Raw genomic sequence first — 19,885 nt, 5'->3', positions numbered from 1 at the left:
GGGCCCCTTCACGCCGGGTGGGGTGCCGGGGCCGCGCGTCGCTCGGCGTGCAGGGCCGGGCGGTAGAGGAGCGCGCCGAGGATGCTGAAGGCCCCGGCCACGCCCATCGCGAGCGCCGTGCTCGTCGCCTCGGCGAACGGGCCGAGGGCGAGCAGCCCGAGGCTGTAGGACGCGCCGGCGACCATCGAGTTCATCGACAGCAGGGTCGTGCGGTTGCCGGGCCCCGCCTGACGGTGCACGAGTGCCGCGTGCACGGGTCCCGCGGCGCCGTGGAGGGTGTAGACGACGAAGAAGGCGGTGACGAGCCCGGCGGGCCCGGCCACGAGCGCCATGCCGACGATGGCGGCCCCCTGGGCGACCCGCGAGGCGATGGCGGTCCAGGTCACCCCGACCCGCCGCGCGAGCACCCCGGCGCCCGCCGAGCCGGCGGCGAACAGCCCCCACGCCGCGGCGGACACCGGGCCCATGAGGGCCCCCGCCCGCGCCTGCGTTCCGACGAGCTCGGCGAGCCGGACGGGCATGAGGGTCTCGAAGGAGATCATCCCGACGCTCCAGAACACCTCGACCCCGACGAGTGCGAGCACGACCCGGTCGGTGCGCAGGAGGCGCAGCCCACCCGCGACGACGCCGGGTGCCTCCCGCGCGGACGCGACGGCACGGCGCCATCCGGTCGCGTCGACGTGGGTGACCGGCTCGCGCAGCAGCGTCGCCGTCGCCGCGACGTTCGCGACGATGAACGCGACCGCGACCCAGTACGGCGTCTCCAAGGCGGTGAGGAAGGCCACCGGGTGCCAGGCGACGAGCCCGCCGGAGACGAGCGCCCCGCTCGCGATCGCGACCCCGAGGACGGTGCCGGCCCGCGCGAGCCCCTGCTCGACCTCGACCTCGGGGTCGTCGGCCTGCGCGGTGTCGACGTACCAGGACTCCAGGGGCCCGGAGTCCAGCGCGCGGTAGACCCCCTGGAGGAGCATCGCGACGACGAACGCCGCCAGGCTGTGGGCGAGGACGAACACGACGGCCGAGGCGAGCGCGACGACGGTGGCCGCGACGAGGAGCGGGCGCCGCCCGAGGGCGTCGGCCACCCCGCCGGTCGGCAGCTCGAGGGCGAGGACGACGAAGCCCTGCACGGACAGCATCACCCCGAGCTGGGCCAGGTCGAGCCCGCGCTCCAGGGGGAGCAGCGTCGTGACGCCGATCGTCAACCCGACGGGGAACCAGCGGGTGAAGGTGAGCAGCAGCAGGACCCGTCGTGCGCCCTCGGCGGTGAGCGGCGGGGTCATCCGGACGTGCCCCCGCGCGGCGGTCGGTCGAGGTCGACGGGGTAGAGCACGGCGTAGACGGCGACCCGTCGGGCCGAGGGGCTGCCCTGGCCGACCCGGCGGTAGCGCGCGACGACGTCGTCGAGCTCGGCCCGCATGGCGCGGGCCTGCTCGGGGGTGGCGAGGACCCACGAGTCGTCCATCCCCATCGCGTCCCGCCACGCCGGTGGCCAGCCGGGCTCGACGTCGAGCCAGCGCTCGAACCGCTCCCCGAGGTGGCGCGAGTAGTCGCGCTGCAGCCACCCCAGGGCGGTCTCGGCGTCCTCGTCGTCGGCGAAGTCGCTCGGCTCCCACTGGTGGCTCTCGGTGGCGGCGCGCCACAGCCGCCGTCTGCCCTCACCGTCGCCGGTGTCGGCGACGAGCCCGACCGACTCCAGCCGCCGCAGGTGGTAGGAGGTCGCGCCCGAGTTCGTGCCGAGCTGCGCGGCCAGGTCGGTGGCGGTCGCCGGTCCACCCACGCGCAGGGCCGTGAGCAGCCGGCTGCGCAGGGGGTGGGCGAGGGTCTTCAGGGCGGCGGCGTCCAGCCGGAGGCCGGTGAGCCGGCCGTCGGGCGACGAAGGAGTGCTCATAGATGCACACTACCTGTGCACAGTCTGTTTGCACAACTGGCGTGCACTGTGGTCGGGGTCGGCGTCCTCGCAGGTGGGAGGGGGTGTCGCGGGGACCGGGCATCGATTAGGACCGCCCTCGGCGGGCCCCTATACTCGATGGCTGGTGTGCCGCGCGCTGTCGCGACGGACCCGCGCCCTCCCGAGAGCACGCAGCACACGACCCCCCGTCATCATCGACAGGAAGCTCCCATGCGTACCTACACCCCCAAGCCGGGCGAGATCACCCGCGCGTGGCACGTCATCGACGCCACGGACGTCGTCCTCGGCCGTCTCGCCACCCAGGTGGCGACCCTGCTGCGCGGCAAGCACAAGCCGACCTTCGCCCCGCACGTCGACACCGGCGACTTCGTCATCGTCATCAACGCCGACAAGGTCGCCCTCACCGGCGCCAAGGCCGAGCAGAAGCGGGCCTACCGGCACTCCGGCTTCCCCGGCGGCCTGAGCTCGCAGTCCTACACCGACCTGCTCGCCAAGCACCCGGAGAAGGCGGTCGAGAAGGCCGTGCGCGGCATGCTCCCCAAGACCTCCCTCGGTCGCCAGCAGCTGACCAAGCTCAAGGTCTACGCCGGCGCCGAGCACCCGCACGCTGCCCAGCAGCCCCAGCCCTTCGAGATCACCCAGGTGGCCCAGTGATGTCCGAGAACGCCCAGATCGACGAGACCGCCGGGACGGACGCCAACGACGCGCCCGTGTCGGAGTACACCTCCGAGTCCGACGCCGCAGTGGCCGGTGCCGAGGGCGTCCGCCGCCCGAGCGCCTCGGCGCCCGGTGGCGCCACCGGTCGCCGCAAGCAGGCCGTCGCCCGCGTGCGCATCGTGCCGGGCAGCGGGGAGTGGAAGGTCAACGGCCGCACCCTGCAGGAGTACTTCCCGAACAAGGTGCACCAGCAGATCGTCGCCGAGCCCCTCAAGGTCCTCGAGCTCGACGGCGCCTACGACGTCCTCGTCCGGGTCCACGGTGGTGGCCCCTCCGGTCAGGCCGGTGCCGTCCGGCTCGGTGTCGCCCGCTCGCTCAACGGCGTCGACCCCGAGCTGAACCGGCCCGCCCTGAAGAAGGCCGGGCTGCTCACCCGCGACGCCCGCGTCCCCGAGCGCAAGAAGGCCGGTCTGAAGAAGGCCCGCAAGGCGCCGCAGTACAGCAAGCGCTGACCGCGCTGCGCGTCCACCCGCGACGGCGGCACCCTGCCAGGGGTGCCGCCGTCGCGGCGTCTGCCACGGGGGTCACGGCCGCGGCGTCGGCCAGGGGCGCCGTGGGCGCGGCACCTCCCGGGTGCTCGCGGTAGGTTCGACGGCGGTCCACAGAAAGGCATCCCTGACATGTCCCGACTCTTCGGCACCGACGGCGTGCGCGGCCTGGCCAACCGCGAGATCACCGCCGAGCTCGCGCTCGACCTCAGCATCGCCGCTGCCCACGTGCTCGGCGAGGAGGACCGGCGCGCGGGCCGGCGCCCCCGCGCGGTCGTCGGCCGCGACCCCCGGGCCAGCGGCGAGCTCCTCTCGGCTGCGGTGTGTGCCGGGCTCGCCTCGGCCGGGGTGGACGTCCACAACGTCGGTGTCCTGCCCACGCCCGCCGTCGCCTTCCTCACCGCCGACATGGGCGCGACCTTCGGGGTGGTGCTCTCCGCCTCGCACAACGCCATGCCCGACAACGGCATCAAGTTCTTCGCCGCCGGCGGGCACAAGCTCGCCGACGCCGTCGAGGACGAGATCGCCGAGCGGATGGGCCAGGACTGGGAGCGGCCGCAGGGTGCGGCGGTCGGCCGCATCCACGAGAACCGTGCCGGCCAGGCCCGGTACGTCGCCCACCTGCTCTCGGCCCTGCCGAACCGGCTCGACGGCCTCAGCGTCGTCATCGACGCCGCCCACGGTGCCGCGAGCGCCGTCTCCCCGGAGGTCTTCCGGCTCTCCGGCGCCGAGGTCGTCGAGATCGGCGCCGACCCGGACGGGCTGAACATCAACGACGGCTACGGGTCGACCCACCTGGAGCGCCTGCAGGCGGCCGTCCTGGAGCGGGGAGCCGACCTCGGCATCGCCCACGACGGCGACGCCGACCGGTGCCTCGCCGTGGATGCCGAGGGCGGGGTCGTCGACGGCGACCAGATCATGGCCGTGCTCGCGCTCGCCCTGCGCGACCACGGGCTGCTGCGGGAGAACACCCTGGTCGCGACGGTCATGAGCAACCTCGGGCTGCTCCAGGCGATGGACCGCGAGGGCATCAGCGTCAAGCAGACCGCCGTCGGCGACCGGTACGTCCTGGAGGAGATGCGCCGGCACGAGCACTCCCTCGGCGGGGAGCAGTCCGGGCACGTCATCATCCTCGAGCACGCGACGACCGGGGACGGCGTGCTCACCGGGCTCATGCTCGCCGCACGGGTGGCCGAGACCGGTCGCCCGCTCGGTGAGCTCGCCGGCGTCGTGACCCGGCTGCCGCAGGTGCTCGTCAACGTCAAGGGTGTCGACAAGAGCCGGGTCGAGAGCGACGAGGTGCTCCAGGCGGCCGTGCGCGCCGAGGCGGCCGCGCTCGGTGGCTCGGGGCGGGTGCTGCTGCGCAAGTCGGGCACGGAGCCGGTCGTGCGGGTCATGGTCGAGGCTGCCACCGAGCAGACCGCGCGCGACGTGTGCGACCGGCTCTGCGCGGTCCTCCAGCAGCGCCTCGCCCTCTGACCCCCGCCGCCGGAAGACCTCTCCGACCCACGTCGACTGCGCTCGACCGCGGCGATCGCGCCGAACCATGGCGTCATGACACCCCGGGCCGGCGAGCGTGCCTCGGGCCGGCGAGCTGCGCGCGGGTCGGAGAGGTCTTCCGGGGCCGCGGGAATGGAGGCGTGGCGGGGCCTGTTGGCCCCGAGGACCACCCGACGCCGCACCCAAGGAGTGCCCGTGCCCTACGAGTCCCTCGACAAGCCGCTCTACAGCATCGCTGCGACCGCCACGGGAGGCCGCTCCGGCCACACCCGCAGCGCCGACGGCGTCGTCGACCTGCCGCTCGGCAAGCCCAACCCGAGCAACCCGGTCGCCAACCCCGAGACGCTCTTCGCCGCCGGGTACGCCGCGTGCTACAACGGAGCGCTCGCGCTCGTCGCGCAGCGTGAGGGTGTCGACGCCTCCGCGGCCGAGACCACGGCCGACGTCACCCTCGGTGAGACCGCCACGGGCTTCGGCCTCGCGGTCGCGCTGACCACGACGATCCCCGGGGTCGACGAGGAGACCGCCCAGCGGCTGGCCGACCTCGCCCACGAGTTCTGCCCCTACAGCAAGGCGACCCGCGGCAACATCGACGTCACCGTCGTCGGCAAGCCCGCCTGAGCCGGCGCCGTCCCTCGGCCTCCTCCCGTGATCACGGGAGGAGGCCGACGACGTTGCGGGCGATCTCGAGGGAGGCCGTCGCGGCGGGGGAGGGCGCGTTGAGGACGTGGACGCAGCGCCCGGAGCGCTCGAGGAGGAAGTCGTCGACGAGGCGGCCGTCGGGAGCCACCGCCTGGGCCCGCACGCCTGCCGGGGCGGGGCGCAGGTCCTCGTCACGCAGCGCAGGTACGAGCCGGCGCAGGCTGTCACCGAAGCGCCGCCGCGAGAGCGAACGAGCCACCTCGGCGGCGCCGGTGCGCAGCTGGTGGCGCGCCAGCCGCCACAGCCCCGGGTAGGCGAGGGTCTGCGCGAGGTCGCCCGGGTCGACCGTGCGCCAGCCGTAGCCCTCCCGGGCCAGGGCGAGGACGGCGTTGGGCCCGGCGTGGACCGTGCCGTCGACGCCGCGGGTGAGGTGGACGCCGAGGAAGGGCAGCTCGGGGTCCGGTACGGGGTACACCAGGCCGCGGACCAGATGCGTCGCCTCGGGGGCGAGCTCCCGGTACTCCCCACGGAACGGGACGACGCGCACCGACGGCTCGTGCCCGAGCCGGCGCGCGACGACGTCGGTGTGCAGCCCGGCGCAGTTGACGACGACGTCGGACGCGACCTCACCGGTCGTGGTCTCGACGCGCACGCCTCGCGCGTCCTCCCGGCCGCCGACCACCTCGGCGCTGAGCCGCAGGTCGGCACCCGCCGCCGCGAGCCGCCCGACGAGGGCGGCGCAGACCGCGCGGTAGTCGACGACGCCGGTCTCGGGCACGTACAGCGCCGCCAGGGCCGCCACGTGCGGCTCGTGCTCGCGTGCTTCGGCCGCGTCGAGCCGGCGGACGGCGAGCCCGTTGGCCAGGCCGCGCTCGCAGAGGGCCTCGAGGCGTGGCAGCTCCGCGGCGTCGGTGGCGACGACGAGCTTGCCCGTGACCGCGTGCGGGAGGTCCTCCTCGCGGGCGAGACGCCACAGCTCGGCCGCGCCGGCACGGCACCACCGGGCCTTGGCGCTGCCGGGGGCGTAGTAGAGACCGGAGTGGACCACGCCGCTGTTGCGGCCGGTCTGGTGCCGGGCCCAGCCACTCTCCTTCTCCAGGACGGTGACCCGGGTCGAGGGGTCCTCGCGCACGAGCCGCTCGGCGACGGCGAGCCCGACGATGCCGCCGCCGACGACGGTGACCGCCCGGCTCACCGGGGGGTCACCGGCCGTGGTGCTCGGCGATGATGCGCGCGTACTCCCGCCCGGAGTCCTTGACCGTGCGCACCTGGGTCGCGTAGTCGACGTGCACGATGCCGAACCGCTTGTCGTAGCCGTAGGCCCACTCGAAGTTGTCCAGGAGCGACCACGCGAAGTAGCCGCGCACGTCGGCACCGGCGTCCACGGCGTCGGCGACCGCGGCGAGGTGGGCGCGCAGGTAGGCGACCCGCTCGGGGTCGTGGACCTGGCCGTCCTCGGCCACGGTGTCGTCCCATGCGGAGCCGTTCTCGGTGACGTAGACCGGCAGCCCGCACTCGCGGGCGGAGCGCTCGAGGATCATCCGGTGGCTCTCGGGTGACTGCTCCCAGCCCATCGCCGTCAGCGGGGGGTGCGGCTCGAGCGCGGAGACCCGCTCGCACCCGGGGAGCAGGTGGGTGTCGCCCTCGGGCTCCTCGCCGTCGGCGGTCGCCCGGACCCGGGTGGGGAAGTAGTTGTTGACGCCGAGGTTGTCCAGCGGCGCGGAGATGGTGTCGAGGTCGCCGTCGTGGACGAACGAGCCGTCGGTGAGGTGCGCGACGTCGTCGAGGAAACCCTCGGGGTAGGCCCCGTGGAAGATCGGCCCGAAGAAGACGCCGTTGAGCACGTTGTCGGCGCGGCGGACGGCGTCGAGGTCGGCCTCGGTCGGGTCCTGCGGGCCGTGGACCTGGCTGGGGTTGAGCGTGACCGAGACCTCGGCCTCGGGGCAGTGCTCGCGGATGACGGGGACCGCGGTGCCGTGCGCCAGCATGAGGTGGTGCGCGGTGAGCAGACCCTCCAGGGGGTCGCGGTGCCCGGGGGCGTGCGCGCCGAGGGTGTGGCTGAGCATCGAGGAGCACCAGGGCTCGTTGAGCGTCGTCCAGTTGCGCACCCGGTCACCGAGCGCCCCGACGACGACGGCGGCGTAGTCGGCGAACCAGCCGGCGACCTCCCGGGTGCGCCAGCCGCCGCGGTCCTCGAGGGCCTGCGGGAGGTCCCAGTGGTAGAGGGTGGCGACCGGGCGGATGCCCGCGGCGAGCAGCTCGTCGACGAGCCGGTCGTAGAAGTCGATGCCGGGCTGGTTCGGGGTGCCGACCCCCTGCGGGAGGATGCGCGGCCAGGCCACCGAGAAGCGGTAGGCGTCCAGCCCGAGGTCGCGCATCAGGGCGACGTCCTCGGGGACGCGGTGGTAGTGGTCGCAGGCGACCTCACCGGTGTCGCCGTTGGCGGTGTTGCCGGGGACCGCGGAGAAGGTGTCCCAAATGGACGGGCCTCGACCGTCCTCGGTCACCGCGCCCTCGATCTGGTAGCTCGCGGTGGCGGCGCCGAAGAGGAAGCCGTCGGGGAGGGAGAGCGCGGAGGAGGTCATACCGGCAACCTACCCGGCAGGCCGCACCTCGTCACCGATGCGCAGCTCGCCCGCGGTCTCCGGGACGAGCTGCACGGCGAACCAGGTCCGGCCGTCCCACGCGCGGTGGCGGGCCAGGGTGCGGATCGGCTCGCGGCCGCCCTCCCGGCTTCGCGGGTCGATCGTCGTCATGACACAGCGGTCGACCGGCTTGACGACCCGGAAGGTCACCGCGCCGACCGTGACCGAGGCCCAGTGGTCCTCGGCGAACGGCTCGAGGTCCCCGTCGACGACGAGGTTGGGCCGGAAGCGCTCGATGCCGATGTCGGTGGGCTCCTCGCCGCGCTCGAGCGCGACCTCGGTGACCCAGTCGCGCAGCCGCCGCAGCGAGACGGTGGAGGCGAGGGTGACGGGGTAGCCGTCGGCGAAGGCCGTCGCCTCGCCGGGGCGGGCGTGGCGCGGGTTGAGCCCGCGCGGCGTGGCGACGTGGACGAGACGCACGTCGTCCCGTCCGAGAGAGACGCCGAGCCACTCGGCCGCCTCCTGTCCGGCGTCCCGGCCGGTGAGTGGGCGGCCGTGCACGGTGACCGTGGCCGGCTCCCCGTGGGGCTCCTGCACCAGCAGGTCGGGCCGGCCGGCGGCGCGCAGCCGCAGCGCGCAGCCCAGCCCGGTCGCGGAGTCGGGGGTGTCGGCCGTGACCGCGAAGAGCCCGTGGTCCTCCCGCGCCGTGAGGCACTCACCGCCGGGGAGCGTCACCATCCACCGGCGGTCGCCGACGAGGCCCCACGGGTCGACCGTGGCCCGGCGCACGGGGCGGATCGCGGTGCTCTTGACGGGGTGGAGGGCGATCCCCTCCAGCGCCACGGTCACATGAGCCGCCGGACCAGGCCGGTGTCGACGTCGTACATGAACCCGCCGACGAGCGCGCGCTCGCCGATGAGCGGGTGCGACCGCAGGACGTGGACGTCGTGCTCGAGGGCCGCGTGCTGGTCGGAGACGACGTTGAAGTCGTGCCACGAGGCGTCGACGCCGGCCGAGGCGCTGACCCGCTCCTGGAGCTCCTCCTCGGTGTGCGTGGCCACGGCGCAACGGGTGTGCGGGATGACGAGGATGCGGTCGACGTTGAGCAGGTGCACGCCGAGGACCAGGGCCTCGAGCGCCTGGGGGGTCACCCGGCCGCCGGGGTTGCGGAAGATCTTCGCGTCCCCTGGGTGCAGCCCCACCATCCCCAGGGGGTCGATCCGGCTGTCCATGCACGTGACGATGGCGACGCCGGCCGCGGCGACCCCGTCGAAGCCGGCGAGGTCGAAGCTCAGGGCGAACTGCTCGTTCGCGGCGAGGAGGTCCTCGAAGTCCTGCGGGTGGGTGGGTGCGGTCACTGCAGTCCTGCTCTCTTCTCGATGGTGCGGGCGACGGGGGTGGCGACACTGGCGAAGAAGTCGTTGCCCTTGTCGTCGACGACGATGAACGCGGGGAAGTCCTCGACCTCGATCTTCCACACCGCCTCCATCCCGAGCTCGGGGTACTCGAGGACCTCGACGCTCTTGATGCAGTCCTGGGCGAGGCGCGCGGCGGGGCCGCCGATCGAGCCGAGGTAGAAGCCGCCGTGCGCGGCGCAGGCGTCGGTGACCTGCTGGCTGCGGTTGCCCTTGGCGAGCATGACCATCGAGCCGCCCGCGGCCTGGAAGCGGTCGACGTAGGAGTCCATCCGGCCGGCCGTCGTCGGGCCGAAGGAGCCGCTCGGCATCCCCTCGGGGGTCTTCGCCGGGCCGGCGTAGTAGACGGGGTGGTCCTTGAGGTAGGCGGGCATCTCCTCGCCGGCGTCGAGGCGCTCGCGGATCTTGGCGTGGGCGATGTCGCGGGCCACGACGAGCGGACCGGTGAGCGAGAGCCGGGTCTTGACGGGGTGCTTGGTCAGCTCGGCGAGGATCTCGGCCATCGGCCGGGTGAGGTCGACGGGAACGACGGCGCCGGCTCCGGTGCCGGTGACGCCGTCGGCGTCGCCGAGCACGGCGGGGGTCTGCTCGGGGAGGAAGCGCGCGGGGTCGGTCTCGAGCTGCTCGAGGAAGACGCCCTCGGGGGTGATCCGCCCGAGCGCCTGGCGGTCGGCCGAGCAGGAGACGGCGATGGCGACCGGCAGCGAGGCGCCGTGCCGGGGGAGGCGGACGACCCGCACGTCGTGGCAGAAGTACTTGCCGCCGAACTGGGCACCGATGCCGAACTCGCGGGTCAGCTCGAGCACCTGTGCCTCGAGCTCGGTGTCGCGGAAGCCGTGCCCGGTGGCGGCGTCGCCCTGCTTGGGGAGGTCGTCGAGGTAGCGCGCGCTGGCGTACTTGGCGGTCTTGAGAGCGAACTCGGCACTGGTGCCGCCGATGACGATGGCCAGGTGGTACGGCGGGCAGGCGGCGGTGCCGAGGGAGCGGAGCTTGTCGTCGAGGAAGCGCAGCATGGCGTCCGGGTTGAGGATCGCCTTGGTCTCCTGGAAGAGGAAGGACTTGTTCGCGCTCCCGCCACCCTTGGCCATGAAGAGGAAGGAGTAGGACGTCTCGTGCCCGGGTCGGGTGTCGGCGTACAGCTCCACCTGGGCCGGCAGGTTGGAGCCGGTGTTGCGCTCCTCCCACATCGTCACCGGCGCCATCTGGCTGTAGCGCAGGTTGAGCCGGGTGTAGGCGTCGTAGACGCCGCGGCTGACGGCCCGCTCGTCGTTCCCCTCGGTGAGCACGTGCTGCCCCCGCTTGCCCATGACGATCGCGGTGCCGGTGTCCTGGCACATCGGCAGGACACCACCGGCGGCGATGTTGGCGTTCTTCAGCAGGTCCAGGGCGACGAACTGGTCGTTCGTGCTCGCCTCGGGGTCGGCGAGGATGTTCGCGAGCTGCTGGAGGTGGCCGGGGCGCAGGTAGTGGGCGATGTCGTGCATCGCGGTCTCGGTGAGCAGCCGCAGGGCCTCGGGTGCGACCTGGAGGAACCGGCGGCCTCCGGGGCCCTCGAGCAGCTCGACTCCCTCGGTGGTCAGGAGGCGGTAGGGCGTCTCGTGGGACCCCGCGGGCAGCAGGTCCTCGTAGGCGAACTCGGTCATGGCAGCTCCTCGCGGGTGGGGGCGTAGGCACCGGCGTGCCGGACGGTGAGACCGCTCGTGGCCAGCGCACGCTCGACGGCGGGCCGGACGTCGGCGAGGGTGGCGGCGGCCAGCCGGCCGCGGGCGTCGGTGCTGCCGAGCAGGCCGGCGTCCAGCAGGCCGGAGAGCAGCCCGGCCATGAAGGAGTCGCCCGCCCCGACCGTGTCGACGACGTCCCTGACCCGCGCGGGCTCGCGGTCGTCCTCGCCGGAGGCCGTGCGCCAGGCGACTCCGTCGCCGCCGAGCGTGACGACCACGAGCGAGGCACCGAGGGCGGCCCAGCGCGCCATCACCGCCGATGGGGCCTCGTCGGGGTAGAGCCAGGCGAGGTCGTCCTCGGAGCACTTGACGACGTCGGCGAGGCCGACGAGCTCCTCGACCCGGGGGCGGACGGTCTCGACCTCGCCCATGATCGTCGGCCGCGCGTTGGGGTCGTAGGAGACGGTGCCGCCCGCCCGCGCCCGGTGCACGGCCGCGGTCACCTCGGCCTCCCCGGGCTCGAGCGTGGTTCCGATGGAGCCGGTGTGCAGGTGACCCGTCCCCGAGGGCAGCTGCACCGGGGGCAGGTCCCAGTGCAGGTCGAAGTCGTAGGTTGCCGCGCCGGAGTCGTCGAGAGTGGCGATCGCGGTCGAGGTGGGGTGCTCGGGGCTGCGGCTGCCGGGAAGGAGGTGGACGCCGGTGGACTCGACGTGCCGGGCGCACATCCGCCCGCGCTCGTCGTCGCCGACGAGACAGGCCAGGTGGGTGTCGTGGCCGAGCCGGGCCAGGCCCATCGCGACGTTGGCGGGGGACCCGCCGACGTGCTCGGCGGAGCTGCCGTCGGGGTGGTGGACGATGTCGACGAGGAGCTCTCCGACGACGACGACGGGCGGCGCGGTGACGCTCACGGCATCCTGACCTCTCTGGCTGCGGCACGCTCGACGTCCCCACCTCCCGTGGCGAGGGCGTCCGCTTCAGACCCTATCGCCGGGGGTGGTTGGCGGATCGCCCTGCCCGTCGGCGACGATGGGCCGGTGAGCACACCGACCGCCCCGCCGAGCCGCTACTCGATGGGGTCGACGAAGAACCTCGTCTACTCGCTGCTCGCCGTGCTGGGGATGGTGGCCGTCCTCGTCCTCCTCGTGCCACGGGTCGACCGCGTCGGTGGGCCGCCCCAGGACGTGCACGGCACGGCGGTCGAGGTGGCCGAGCAGACCGGCTGGCCGATCGTCGAGCCCACCGGGCTGCCGGAGGACTGGACGCCCACTTCGGTCCGGTACGTCCGCGGCACCGACGGCTTCATGACCTGGCACGTGGGCTACGAGACGCCCTCGGGCACGTTCGTCGCGGTCGAGCAGACCCAGGACCCCAGCGCCGCCTGGGTCCGGGCACAGACCAACCGGGCCCCGCGCGAGGGCGACCTCGAGATCGGGGGGCTCACCTGGGGCAAGTACGTGCGTGACGGCAAGGTGCAGAACAGCCTGCTCTCGCTCCCCACCACCGGGTCGGGCGAGCTCGCGACCCTCGTCACCGGGACGGCCACGTTCGAGGAGATGACGACCTACATCGAGCACCTCCAGCCGGTGGAGTGACGCGGGGGCCGGGCGTTCGCGCCGACGGCCCTGATCGGCCAGCCCACGACCCAGCTCCGCGACCTCCGAACGCAGGACCGCGACCCGGTCGGTGGCCATCGACTTGACCGCGTGGCCTGCGAGGTGCGTCAGTCCGCCTCGTCGCCGGCGATCCGCTGCTCGGCCTGGTCGAGCCACGTGGCGCAGTGCGCGGCGAGCGCCTCCCCGCGCTCCCAGAGCACCATGCTCTCCTCGATGCCGACCTGCCCGCTCTCGAGGCGGGCGACGATGTCGACGAGCTCGTCCCGGGCCTGCTCGTAGCCGAGCCCGGCGACGTCCGCGTGGGGCCCGCCCTCGGGCGGGGGAGTGTCGGTCGACATGGCGCGAGCCTACGCGCCACCTGTGTCGCCGGTCTGGGCCCCGAGGACGCGCACGCCGAAGTCTCCCCGGGCGACCCGCACGCGGAGCAGCTCGTCGGCGGTGAGCGCGGCGGGGTCGGTGACGAGTGCGCCCCGCGCCTGCTGGACGACGGCGTAGCCGCGGTCGAGGGTCGACTGTGGCGAGAGGGTGCGGGCCTGGGTGCGGAGGTGGCCGACGCGGTCGCGCTCGCGCTGCACTGCCGCCTCGACCCGGTGGCGGGCCCGGGTGCGCAGGGCGCTCAGCACCTCGCGCTGCGTGCGCAGGAAGGCGCCCTTGTCCGCGAGCACCGGCCGGCTGGAGAGCTCGGTGAGCCGCCGCCGCTCGTGGTGCAGCTGCCCGGCCAGCGCCCGCCGGCCGCGGGCGCGCGCGCCGGCGAGGCCGTGCCGTTCGGCCACGGCATCGGGAACGATCGCCGCCGCGGCGTCGGTCGGGGTCGAGGCGCGGTGGTCGGCGACGAGGTCGAGCAGGGGGGTGTCGACGTCGTGGCCGATGGCGCTGACGACGGGGGTGCTCGCGGCGGCGACGGCTCGCAGCATCGCCTCGTTCGAGAACGGCAGGAGCTCCTCGACGCCTCCGCCGCCGCGGGCGACGACGACGACGTCGACCTCGGGGAGGGCGTCGAGCTCGGCGAGCGCGGCGGTGACCTCGGCGACCGCGTTGGCCCCCTGGACGGCCACCTGCCGGATCTCGAAGCGCGCGCTCGGCCACCGGCGCAGGGTGTTCTCGACGACGTCCTTCTCGGCGGCGCTCGCCCGCCCGCAGACGAGACCGATCCGGCGGGGCAGGAAGGGCAGCGGGCGCTTGCGCTCCCGGTCGAAGAGCCCCTCCTGGGCCAGGTGGCGCTTGAGGTACTCGAGCCGGGCCAGGAGCTCGCCCACGCCGACGGGGCGGATCTGCCGGGTGTCGAGGACGAGCGAGCCGCGCTGGGTCCAGAAGGCGGGCTTGGCCTGGAGGACGACGCGGGCGCCCTCGGTGAGCGGGCCGGGCATGGCGTCGAGGGCGTTGACGTGGACCGAGCACGACAGGCTCATGTCGACGTCGGGGTCGCGCAGGGTGAGGTAGGCGGTGCGTGCCCCGGGCCGACGGGTCAGCTGCACGACCTGCCCCTCGACCCACAGCACCGACATCCGCTCGACGTACTCGCCGATCTTCATCGAGAGCAGCCGGACCGGCCACGGCTGCTCCGCCGTGGTGTCCGCGGCCTTCTCCGGCAGCGCGGGCCCGGCCGGTGTGCTCATGGGGGAACCCTAGGCGCCCGCACCCTCCACGGGCCCGACGATTCGGGTCCCCGAGCGGGCCCACCTACGATGGAGGCATGCCTGACCCGACCAAGCGCGTCCTGCTCGCCGCCCCCCGCGGCTACTGCGCCGGGGTCGACCGGGCCGTGGTGACCGTCGAGAAGGCCCTCGACCTCTACGGCCCGCCGGTGTACGTCCGCAAACAGATCGTCCACAACAAGCACGTCGTCACCACGCTCGAGCAGCGTGGTGCGGTGTTCGTCGACGAGACCGACGAGGTGCCCGAGGGCGCCACCGTCATCTTCTCGGCCCACGGCGTGGCCCCCGTTGTCCACGACGAGGCCCGCGCCCTCGGCCTGCGTACCATCGACGCCACCTGCCCGCTCGTGACCAAGGTGCACCGGGAGGCGGTGCGGTTCGCCGACGGCGACTACGACATCCTCCTCATCGGGCACGACGGCCACGAGGAGGTCGTCGGCACCTCGGGCGAGGCGCCCGAGCACATCCAGCTCGTCGACGGACCCGACGACGTCGCGAACGTCACCGTCCGCGACCCAGAGAAGGTCGTGTGGCTCTCGCAGACGACGCTCTCAGTGGACGAGACGATGGAGACGGTGCGCCGGTTGCGCGAGCGCTTCCCCAGCCTCCAGGACCCCCCGAGCGACGACATCTGCTACGCGACGCAGAACCGCCAGCTCGCGGTCAAGGAGATGGCTGCCGAGTGCGACCTCATGCTCGTCGTCGGCTCGCGCAACTCCTCCAACTCGGTGCGCCTCGTCGAGGTGGCGCTCGAGCACGGAACCCGCGCGGGGCACCTCGTCGACTACGCCGAGGAGATCGACGAGGCCTGGCTCGACGGGGTCTCGACCGTCGGGGTCACCTCGGGGGCCTCGGTGCCCGAGATCCTCGTGCGGGGGGTGCTGGACTACCTCGGCGACCGCGGCTTCGCGGACGTCCGCCCGGTCGTGGCCGCGGAGGAGTCGCTGATGTTCGCACTCCCCAACGAGATCCGGCGGGACCTCAAGGCCGCCGGCCTCTCGGACAAGATGCGCCACGACGGGTCGTTCGCCGGAGCCGGCTCGCTGCACTGAGCAGGCCCACCTCAGCCGGCCGAGCGGGCGCCGGGTGGGCTCTCGCCGGTGACGCCGGCGGGGTCGATCTCGGGGCGGGCCTGCGGGGCGCTCACCGCGTCGATGAGCTCCTGGGCCGTGAGCGGCCGCGGCCCGGTGCGCACCGGCTCCGGCTCGGCGAGCTCGTCGGTGACCACGTCGAGGTCGCGCATCCGGCGGGCCGTGACGAGCACGCGTGACTCCAGGGCGCCGACCATCGCGTTGTACGCCTCGACGCTGGACTGCAGGGAGCGGCCCAGCTTCGCCGTGTGCCCCCCGAGGGTGCCGAGGCGCCGGTAGAGCTCGCGGCCCAGGTCGAGCAGCTCCTGGGCGCTGCGGGAGAGCGCCTCCTGCTGCCAGGTGAAGGCGACGGTGCGCAGCAGGGCCATGAGAGCGCCGGGCCCGACGAGCACGACGCGTCGCGAGAGGGCATCCTCGTGCAGGCTCGGCCGGGCGGCGAGGGCGGCGCCGAGCATCGCGTCGCTGGGAACGAAGCACACGACGAGCTCGGGGGTGTCGGGGAAGGCCGACCAGTACTCCTTGGCGGCGAGGGAGGCGACGTGCGAGGCCAGCCCCTCGGAGTGCCGCTCGAGCAGGCGGAGCCGGGCGTCGTCGTCGAGCTCCTCGGCCTGGGCGTCGAGGAAGTGGGTCATCGGCGCCTTGGCGTCGACGACGAGCGAGCGGCCGCCGGGCAGGCGCACGACGACGTCGGGGCGCACCCGCTGCTCGTGCGCGGTGACCGCGGACACCTGCTCCTCGAAGTCGCAGCGGGCGAGCATGCCGGAGGCCTCGAGCACCCGCCGCAGCTGGACCTCGCCCCACGCGCCACGCACGGAGGAGGAACGCAGCGAGCCGGCGAGCGAGGCGGTGGCCCGGCCGAGGCCCTGGGTCTCGGTCTCGACCCGGGCGAGCACCGAGCGCAGCGAGCCGAACTGCTCCACCCGGTCGCGCTCGAGCACGCCGACGTGCTCCTCGACGCGCGTGAGCGCGTCCTTGAGGGGGGCGAGCAGCGCCGCGGTCTCCATGTCCTCGGCGAGCGAGGTCTCCAGGTCGAGCACCCGCTCGCGCAGCAGCCGGCGTTCGGCCTCGACCCCGGCCACCGCGGCGCGGTGCACCAGCCGCGCGGCGACCCAGGCGGCGAGCGCGCCGAGGACCAGACCGAGCAGGCCCCACATCCATCCGTCCATGGGCCCGACCGTGCCACGGACCACCGACACCCCCGGCCCGGACGGCCCGCCGGCCGCGCGGTCGGTCGCGGTTCGGCGGACGTGCCGTCACCGCCGACAGGTAGCGTGGCGGACATGGCGCGACGCGAGGAGACCGAGCAGGAACGCCTCAAGCGGATCGCCATCCTCAACACGCGGCTGCCCAAGAAGCGCAACATCGCCCAGGGGATGCTGCGCAACCCGGCCGGTGAGGTCCTGCTGTGCGAGCTCACGTACAAGCGCGAGTGGGACCTGCCCGGCGGCGTCGTCGACCCCGGCGAGCCGCCCGCCACCACGGTGGCCCGCGAGATCGACGAGGAGCTGGGGCTGGAGGTGGCCGTCGGTGGTCTCGTCGCCGTCAACTGGCTGCCACCGTGGCGCGGCTGGGACGACGCCCACCTGTTCCTGTTCGACCTCGGCGTCTTCGACGGCACTCTCGACCCGCAGCGCTTCCTGCGCCGGGAGATCGCGGACGCCCACTGGGTCGACCCCGCCACCGTCGTCGAGCACGTGGCGCCCTACACGGCCCGGATGCTCCACGCGGTCGCCGGCTGGGAGCCGGGGGAGACCCTCTACCTCGAGGACAGCCGGGCCGCAGGCGACGAGGGCTGACCGGGGCCGGCGCGATTTCGCCGCCACCGCCGGCCTGCGGCACGATGGGTGGTCGCGCCGGGTCGGAAGCGGCGCGCACCCTGGTCGGAGAGAGGACGCGCCGTGGCGCTCACCATCGGAATCGTCGGGCTGCCCAACGTCGGCAAGTCGACGATGTTCAACGCCCTGACGAAGAACGACGTCCTGGCGGCCAACTACCCGTTCGCGACGATCGACCCCAACGTGGGCGTCGTCCCGCTGCCTGACCCGCGCCTGGACCGGCTGGCCGAGATCTTCTCCTCCGAGAAGGTCATCCCCGCCACCGTCTCCTTCGTCGACATCGCCGGCATCGTGCGCGGCGCCTCCGAGGGAGAGGGGCTCGGCAACCAGTTCCTCGCGAACATCCGCGAGGCCGACGCCATCTGCCAGGTCGTGCGGGCCTTCGAGGACGCCGACGTCGTGCACGTCGACGGCACGGTCTCCCCGTCCTCCGACATCGAGACCATCCACACCGAGCTCATCCTCGCCGACCTGCAGACCCTCGAGCGGGCCGTGCCCCGGCTCGACAAGGAGGTCAAGGGCAAGAAGACCGACAAGGCCGTCCTCGAGACCGCCCTGGCCGCCCAGCGGGTGCTCGAGGGGGGCCGGACGCTCTACGCCGCGGGCGAGGCCGCCGGGGTCGACAGGGGCCTGGCCGACCAGCTGGGGCTGCTCACGACCAAGCCATTCATCTACGTGTTCAACCTCGACGAGGACCAGCTCGCCGACCCGGAGCTGCACGCGCGCCTCGGCGAGCTCGTCGCGCCCGCCGAGGCGGTCTTCCTCGACGCCAAGCTCGAGATGGACCTGGTCGAGATGTCGCCCGAGGACGCCCGCGAGATGCTCGAGGGTTTCGGTGCCCAGGAGTCCGGCCTCGACCAGCTCGCCCGTGTCGGCTTCCACACCCTCGGGCTGCAGACCTACCTCACCGCCGGGCCCAAGGAGGCCCGGGCCTGGACCATCCGGCAAGGCTGGACCGCCCCGCAGGCCGCCGGTGTCATCCACACCGACTTCCAGCGCGGCTTCATCAAGGCCGAGATCGTCTCCTTCGAGGACCTCGACGAGCTCGGCTCGATGGCGGCGGCCCGTGCTGCCGGCAAGGTCCGGATGGAGGGCAAGGACTACGTCATGGCCGACGGCGACGTCGTGGAGTTCCGCTTCAACGTCTGAATCACCGCGTTTCCTCAGTTCAGCGGGGGTGTGATCACTCCCAGTCCGCAAGAGATCTAGCGGGCTGGCCTGGATTCGTCCGTTCTGGAGCGCATCTCGACCCCCTCGCGGCAGGGCGCAGGCGCACGAACCCGACAATGAGGTAGCCCCTTGGCGGCGGAGTGCAGCGGCTGGTGTCAACGTCGGCCGGAAATGAACCCCCTGGCGTCCTTGGGCTCCACGACTCGACGAAACACCCCGGTTGAATGAGGGGGTGGGGATGGGCCAACCTGGACGCGATCGCCCTCGAGGCACTTGTCGGTGCCGTAGAGCGACCGGCCCTCTGGCTCGAGCGGCCATGCGCAGAGCCCACGGGAACTGCTGCACTTCGCCGCTTGCCGCCGAGGCGTTTGGGAGGCTGAGTCTTCGTGCGGACGTTTGAGGAGTTGGTGGCCGAGGCGGAGGCGGCGGACGTTACCGGGTGGGGCTTCGGATGGCTGCATGGTCGGGCCTTCGAGGAGCGCCCACCGTGGGGGTTCGCGCACCTCCTCGCCGAGCGTCTCGCGACACTCGATCATGTGCTGGACATCGACACCGGGGGCGGGGAGGTCGTCAACGAGGCTCCAGTGCTTCCCGCAACGATGGTCGTCACGGAGTCCTGGCCCCCGAATGCTGAGCGGGCGCGGGCGATGTTGGGACCGCGCGGTGTTCGAGTCGTCGAGACCACGCAAGGGTCACCGCTGCCGTTCCAGGACCGGTCCTTCGACCTGGTGACGGCCCGCCACCCTGTCCGGGTTGACTGGCCCGAGATCCATCGTGTCCTGCGAGCGAGCGGGCTCTACTTCGCCCAGCACGTCGGCCCTGCCTCCGCGTTCGAGCTGATCGAGCGCTTGCTCGGACCCCTGCCGGAACGGCGTCTGGGACGCGACCCGCATGGCGAAGCGGCCGACGCCGAGGAGGCCGGGCTGACCGTCGAGGCACTCCGGACGGCCAGGTGCCGGATGGAGTTCTACGACATCGGCGCCGTCGTGTGGATCTTGCGCAAGTGCATCTGGTGGGTCCCGGACTTCAGCGTCGACCACTACGAGCAGGAACTGCGCGTGCTCGACGCGGACATGCGGGCCGGTCGACCCTTCGTGGCGCACTCGACCCGGCACCTGATCGCCGCGAGGCGATAGGCGGCACCTGCCGAGGCAGCCAACGGTGGCCGACTGGCGGCGCTATGCAGGAGTTCAGGGGATCCCCGTGCGGGCACCGTCCCCCGTTGCACTCCCGGGGCCCTGCCGGACCCGCCACGTCACCAACCCACCAGCGACGAGGATGACCACTGCCGCTTCCCACGCCGGCGCCTGACTGCACGTCACCTCGTACCCGCCCGCAGCCCAGCAGACTGGCGGCTGGATGTCGACCCCCCGACGTAGGCAAGAGAAGCAGCACCGCGGAAGCCGCGGGACGGGCCGGTGGGGGCGGCGGCTACCGAGAAGGCCGAACAGGTCGCGCGCACGCTGTTCGACGCCGCCCTCACCAGAGGCATCTCGACCTGACCGGCGGTCCGCGGACGGTCCGCAAGACGTCCGGTCGAGAGCGGGCGTGGCGCTGAGTGTGACCCGATGCGCCGGCAGCCCTCGAGCCGGGCATCACGAGCG

Annotated in this window: 20 protein-coding genes; 9 read left to right on the top strand and 11 right to left on the bottom strand. The window is 73.4% G+C overall.

Translation table 11 applies throughout. The features are described 5' to 3' along the window. Positions 1-8: 8 nt before the first annotated feature. On the bottom strand, positions 9-1,280 hold the full coding sequence (locus tag G8D98_RS04960; RefSeq protein WP_166099886.1) for an MFS transporter: 1,272 nt from the start codon (positions 1,278-1,280) through the stop codon (positions 9-11). Further along, a complete protein-coding gene (locus tag G8D98_RS04955; protein ID WP_166099884.1) occupies positions 1,277-1,888 on the bottom strand; it encodes an ArsR/SmtB family transcription factor in 612 nt (203 codons plus the stop codon). The genes G8D98_RS04960 and G8D98_RS04955 overlap by 4 nt, the downstream gene beginning before the upstream one ends. A gap of 231 nt (positions 1,889-2,119) precedes the next feature. Between G8D98_RS04955 and rplM the strand changes: the two genes are divergently transcribed. From rplM to G8D98_RS04935, 4 genes are all read left to right on the top strand, one after another. Beyond that, positions 2,120-2,563, top strand: coding sequence for a 50S ribosomal protein L13 (rplM, locus tag G8D98_RS04950; RefSeq protein WP_166099881.1), 444 nt, complete (start codon positions 2,120-2,122; stop codon positions 2,561-2,563). Further along, positions 2,563-3,078 (top strand): 30S ribosomal protein S9, encoded by a 516-nt coding sequence (rpsI, locus tag G8D98_RS04945; RefSeq protein ID WP_166099878.1) that lies wholly within the window; start codon positions 2,563-2,565, stop codon positions 3,076-3,078. The genes rplM and rpsI overlap by 1 nt, the downstream gene beginning before the upstream one ends. A 168-nt stretch (positions 3,079-3,246) precedes the next feature. Then, complete coding sequence (gene glmM, locus G8D98_RS04940; protein WP_166099876.1) at positions 3,247-4,593, top strand: phosphoglucosamine mutase; 1,347 nt, start codon at positions 3,247-3,249, stop codon at positions 4,591-4,593. Positions 4,594-4,809: 216 nt separating this feature from the next. Further along, the gene (locus G8D98_RS04935; protein WP_229661806.1) at positions 4,810-5,235 is read left to right on the top strand and encodes an Ohr family peroxiredoxin; all 426 of its coding nucleotides are present in this window, start codon (positions 4,810-4,812) and stop codon (positions 5,233-5,235) included. Between the two features lie 31 nt (positions 5,236-5,266). On the opposite strand, the gene lhgO is transcribed toward G8D98_RS04935, so the two are convergent. From lhgO to G8D98_RS04905, 6 genes are read right to left on the bottom strand one after another with little or no spacing between them, the layout of a single operon-like run. Further along, entirely contained in the window at positions 5,267-6,451 is a 1,185-nt protein-coding gene (gene lhgO / locus G8D98_RS04930) for an L-2-hydroxyglutarate oxidase (protein ID WP_166099872.1), read from the bottom strand. Positions 6,452-6,458: 7 nt separating this feature from the next. Then, positions 6,459-7,841: a GH1 family beta-glucosidase gene (locus G8D98_RS04925; protein WP_166099869.1), complete on the bottom strand. Its 1,383-nt coding sequence runs from the start codon at positions 7,839-7,841 to the stop codon at positions 6,459-6,461. A 9-nt stretch (positions 7,842-7,850) separates the two neighbouring features. After that, complete coding sequence (locus G8D98_RS04920; RefSeq protein ID WP_166099867.1) at positions 7,851-8,684, bottom strand: MOSC domain-containing protein; 834 nt, start codon at positions 8,682-8,684, stop codon at positions 7,851-7,853. 2 nt (positions 8,685-8,686) lie between these two features. Further along, positions 8,687-9,199 (bottom strand): beta-class carbonic anhydrase, encoded by a 513-nt coding sequence (locus G8D98_RS04915; protein WP_166099865.1) that lies wholly within the window; start codon positions 9,197-9,199, stop codon positions 8,687-8,689. After that, positions 9,196-10,899 (bottom strand): fumarate hydratase, encoded by a 1,704-nt coding sequence (locus G8D98_RS04910; protein ID WP_166099862.1) that lies wholly within the window; start codon positions 10,897-10,899, stop codon positions 9,196-9,198. The genes G8D98_RS04915 and G8D98_RS04910 overlap by 4 nt, the downstream gene beginning before the upstream one ends. After that, positions 10,896-11,825, bottom strand: coding sequence for a carbohydrate kinase family protein (locus tag G8D98_RS04905; RefSeq protein WP_166099860.1), 930 nt, complete (start codon positions 11,823-11,825; stop codon positions 10,896-10,898). Before G8D98_RS04905 ends, G8D98_RS04910 begins: the two co-directional genes overlap by 4 nt. Positions 11,826-11,951: 126 nt before the next feature. Between G8D98_RS04905 and G8D98_RS04900 the strand changes: the two genes are divergently transcribed. Next, on the top strand, positions 11,952-12,509 hold the full coding sequence (locus tag G8D98_RS04900) for a DUF4245 domain-containing protein (RefSeq protein ID WP_229661805.1): 558 nt from the start codon (positions 11,952-11,954) through the stop codon (positions 12,507-12,509). Between the two features lie 128 nt (positions 12,510-12,637). Here the strand turns inward: G8D98_RS04900 and G8D98_RS04895 are convergent, their stop codons facing one another. Both G8D98_RS04895 and xseA read right to left on the bottom strand, forming a co-directional pair. Continuing rightward, on the bottom strand, positions 12,638-12,868 hold the full coding sequence (locus G8D98_RS04895) for an exodeoxyribonuclease VII small subunit (RefSeq protein WP_166099857.1): 231 nt from the start codon (positions 12,866-12,868) through the stop codon (positions 12,638-12,640). A 9-nt stretch (positions 12,869-12,877) separates the two neighbouring features. Further along, positions 12,878-14,146, bottom strand: coding sequence for an exodeoxyribonuclease VII large subunit (xseA, locus tag G8D98_RS04890; RefSeq protein WP_166099855.1), 1,269 nt, complete (start codon positions 14,144-14,146; stop codon positions 12,878-12,880). Positions 14,147-14,223: 77 nt separating this feature from the next. Between xseA and G8D98_RS04885 the strand changes: the two genes are divergently transcribed. Next, the gene (locus G8D98_RS04885) at positions 14,224-15,237 is read left to right on the top strand and encodes a 4-hydroxy-3-methylbut-2-enyl diphosphate reductase (protein WP_166099853.1); all 1,014 of its coding nucleotides are present in this window, start codon (positions 14,224-14,226) and stop codon (positions 15,235-15,237) included. Between the two features lie 11 nt (positions 15,238-15,248). Here G8D98_RS04885 and G8D98_RS04880 read toward each other — a convergent pair whose 3' ends face one another. Further along, complete coding sequence (locus tag G8D98_RS04880; protein ID WP_166099851.1) at positions 15,249-16,442, bottom strand: DNA recombination protein RmuC; 1,194 nt, start codon at positions 16,440-16,442, stop codon at positions 15,249-15,251. Between the two features lie 114 nt (positions 16,443-16,556). On the opposite strand from G8D98_RS04880, the gene G8D98_RS04875 reads away from it, so the two are divergent. The 3 genes from G8D98_RS04875 to G8D98_RS04865 all read left to right on the top strand — a co-directional run bounded on the left by G8D98_RS04875 (position 16,557) and on the right by G8D98_RS04865 (position 19,417). Next, positions 16,557-17,072, top strand: coding sequence for an NUDIX domain-containing protein (locus G8D98_RS04875; protein WP_166099848.1), 516 nt, complete (start codon positions 16,557-16,559; stop codon positions 17,070-17,072). Between the two features lie 102 nt (positions 17,073-17,174). After that, positions 17,175-18,260: a redox-regulated ATPase YchF gene (gene ychF / locus G8D98_RS04870; protein ID WP_166099846.1), complete on the top strand. Its 1,086-nt coding sequence runs from the start codon at positions 17,175-17,177 to the stop codon at positions 18,258-18,260. A gap of 407 nt (positions 18,261-18,667) precedes the next feature. Beyond that, positions 18,668-19,417, top strand: a complete 750-nt coding sequence (locus G8D98_RS04865) for a class I SAM-dependent methyltransferase (protein WP_166099843.1) — start codon at positions 18,668-18,670, stop codon at positions 19,415-19,417. Positions 19,418-19,885 lie beyond the last annotated feature (468 nt).

The sequence above is a fragment of the Phycicoccus endophyticus genome, assembly GCF_011326735.1.
Lineage (GTDB): Bacteria > Actinomycetota > Actinomycetes > Actinomycetales > Dermatophilaceae > Phycicoccus > Phycicoccus endophyticus.
The sequence above is the reverse complement of the archived record's forward strand: the minus strand, read 5'-3'. Positions and strand labels throughout refer to the sequence as shown.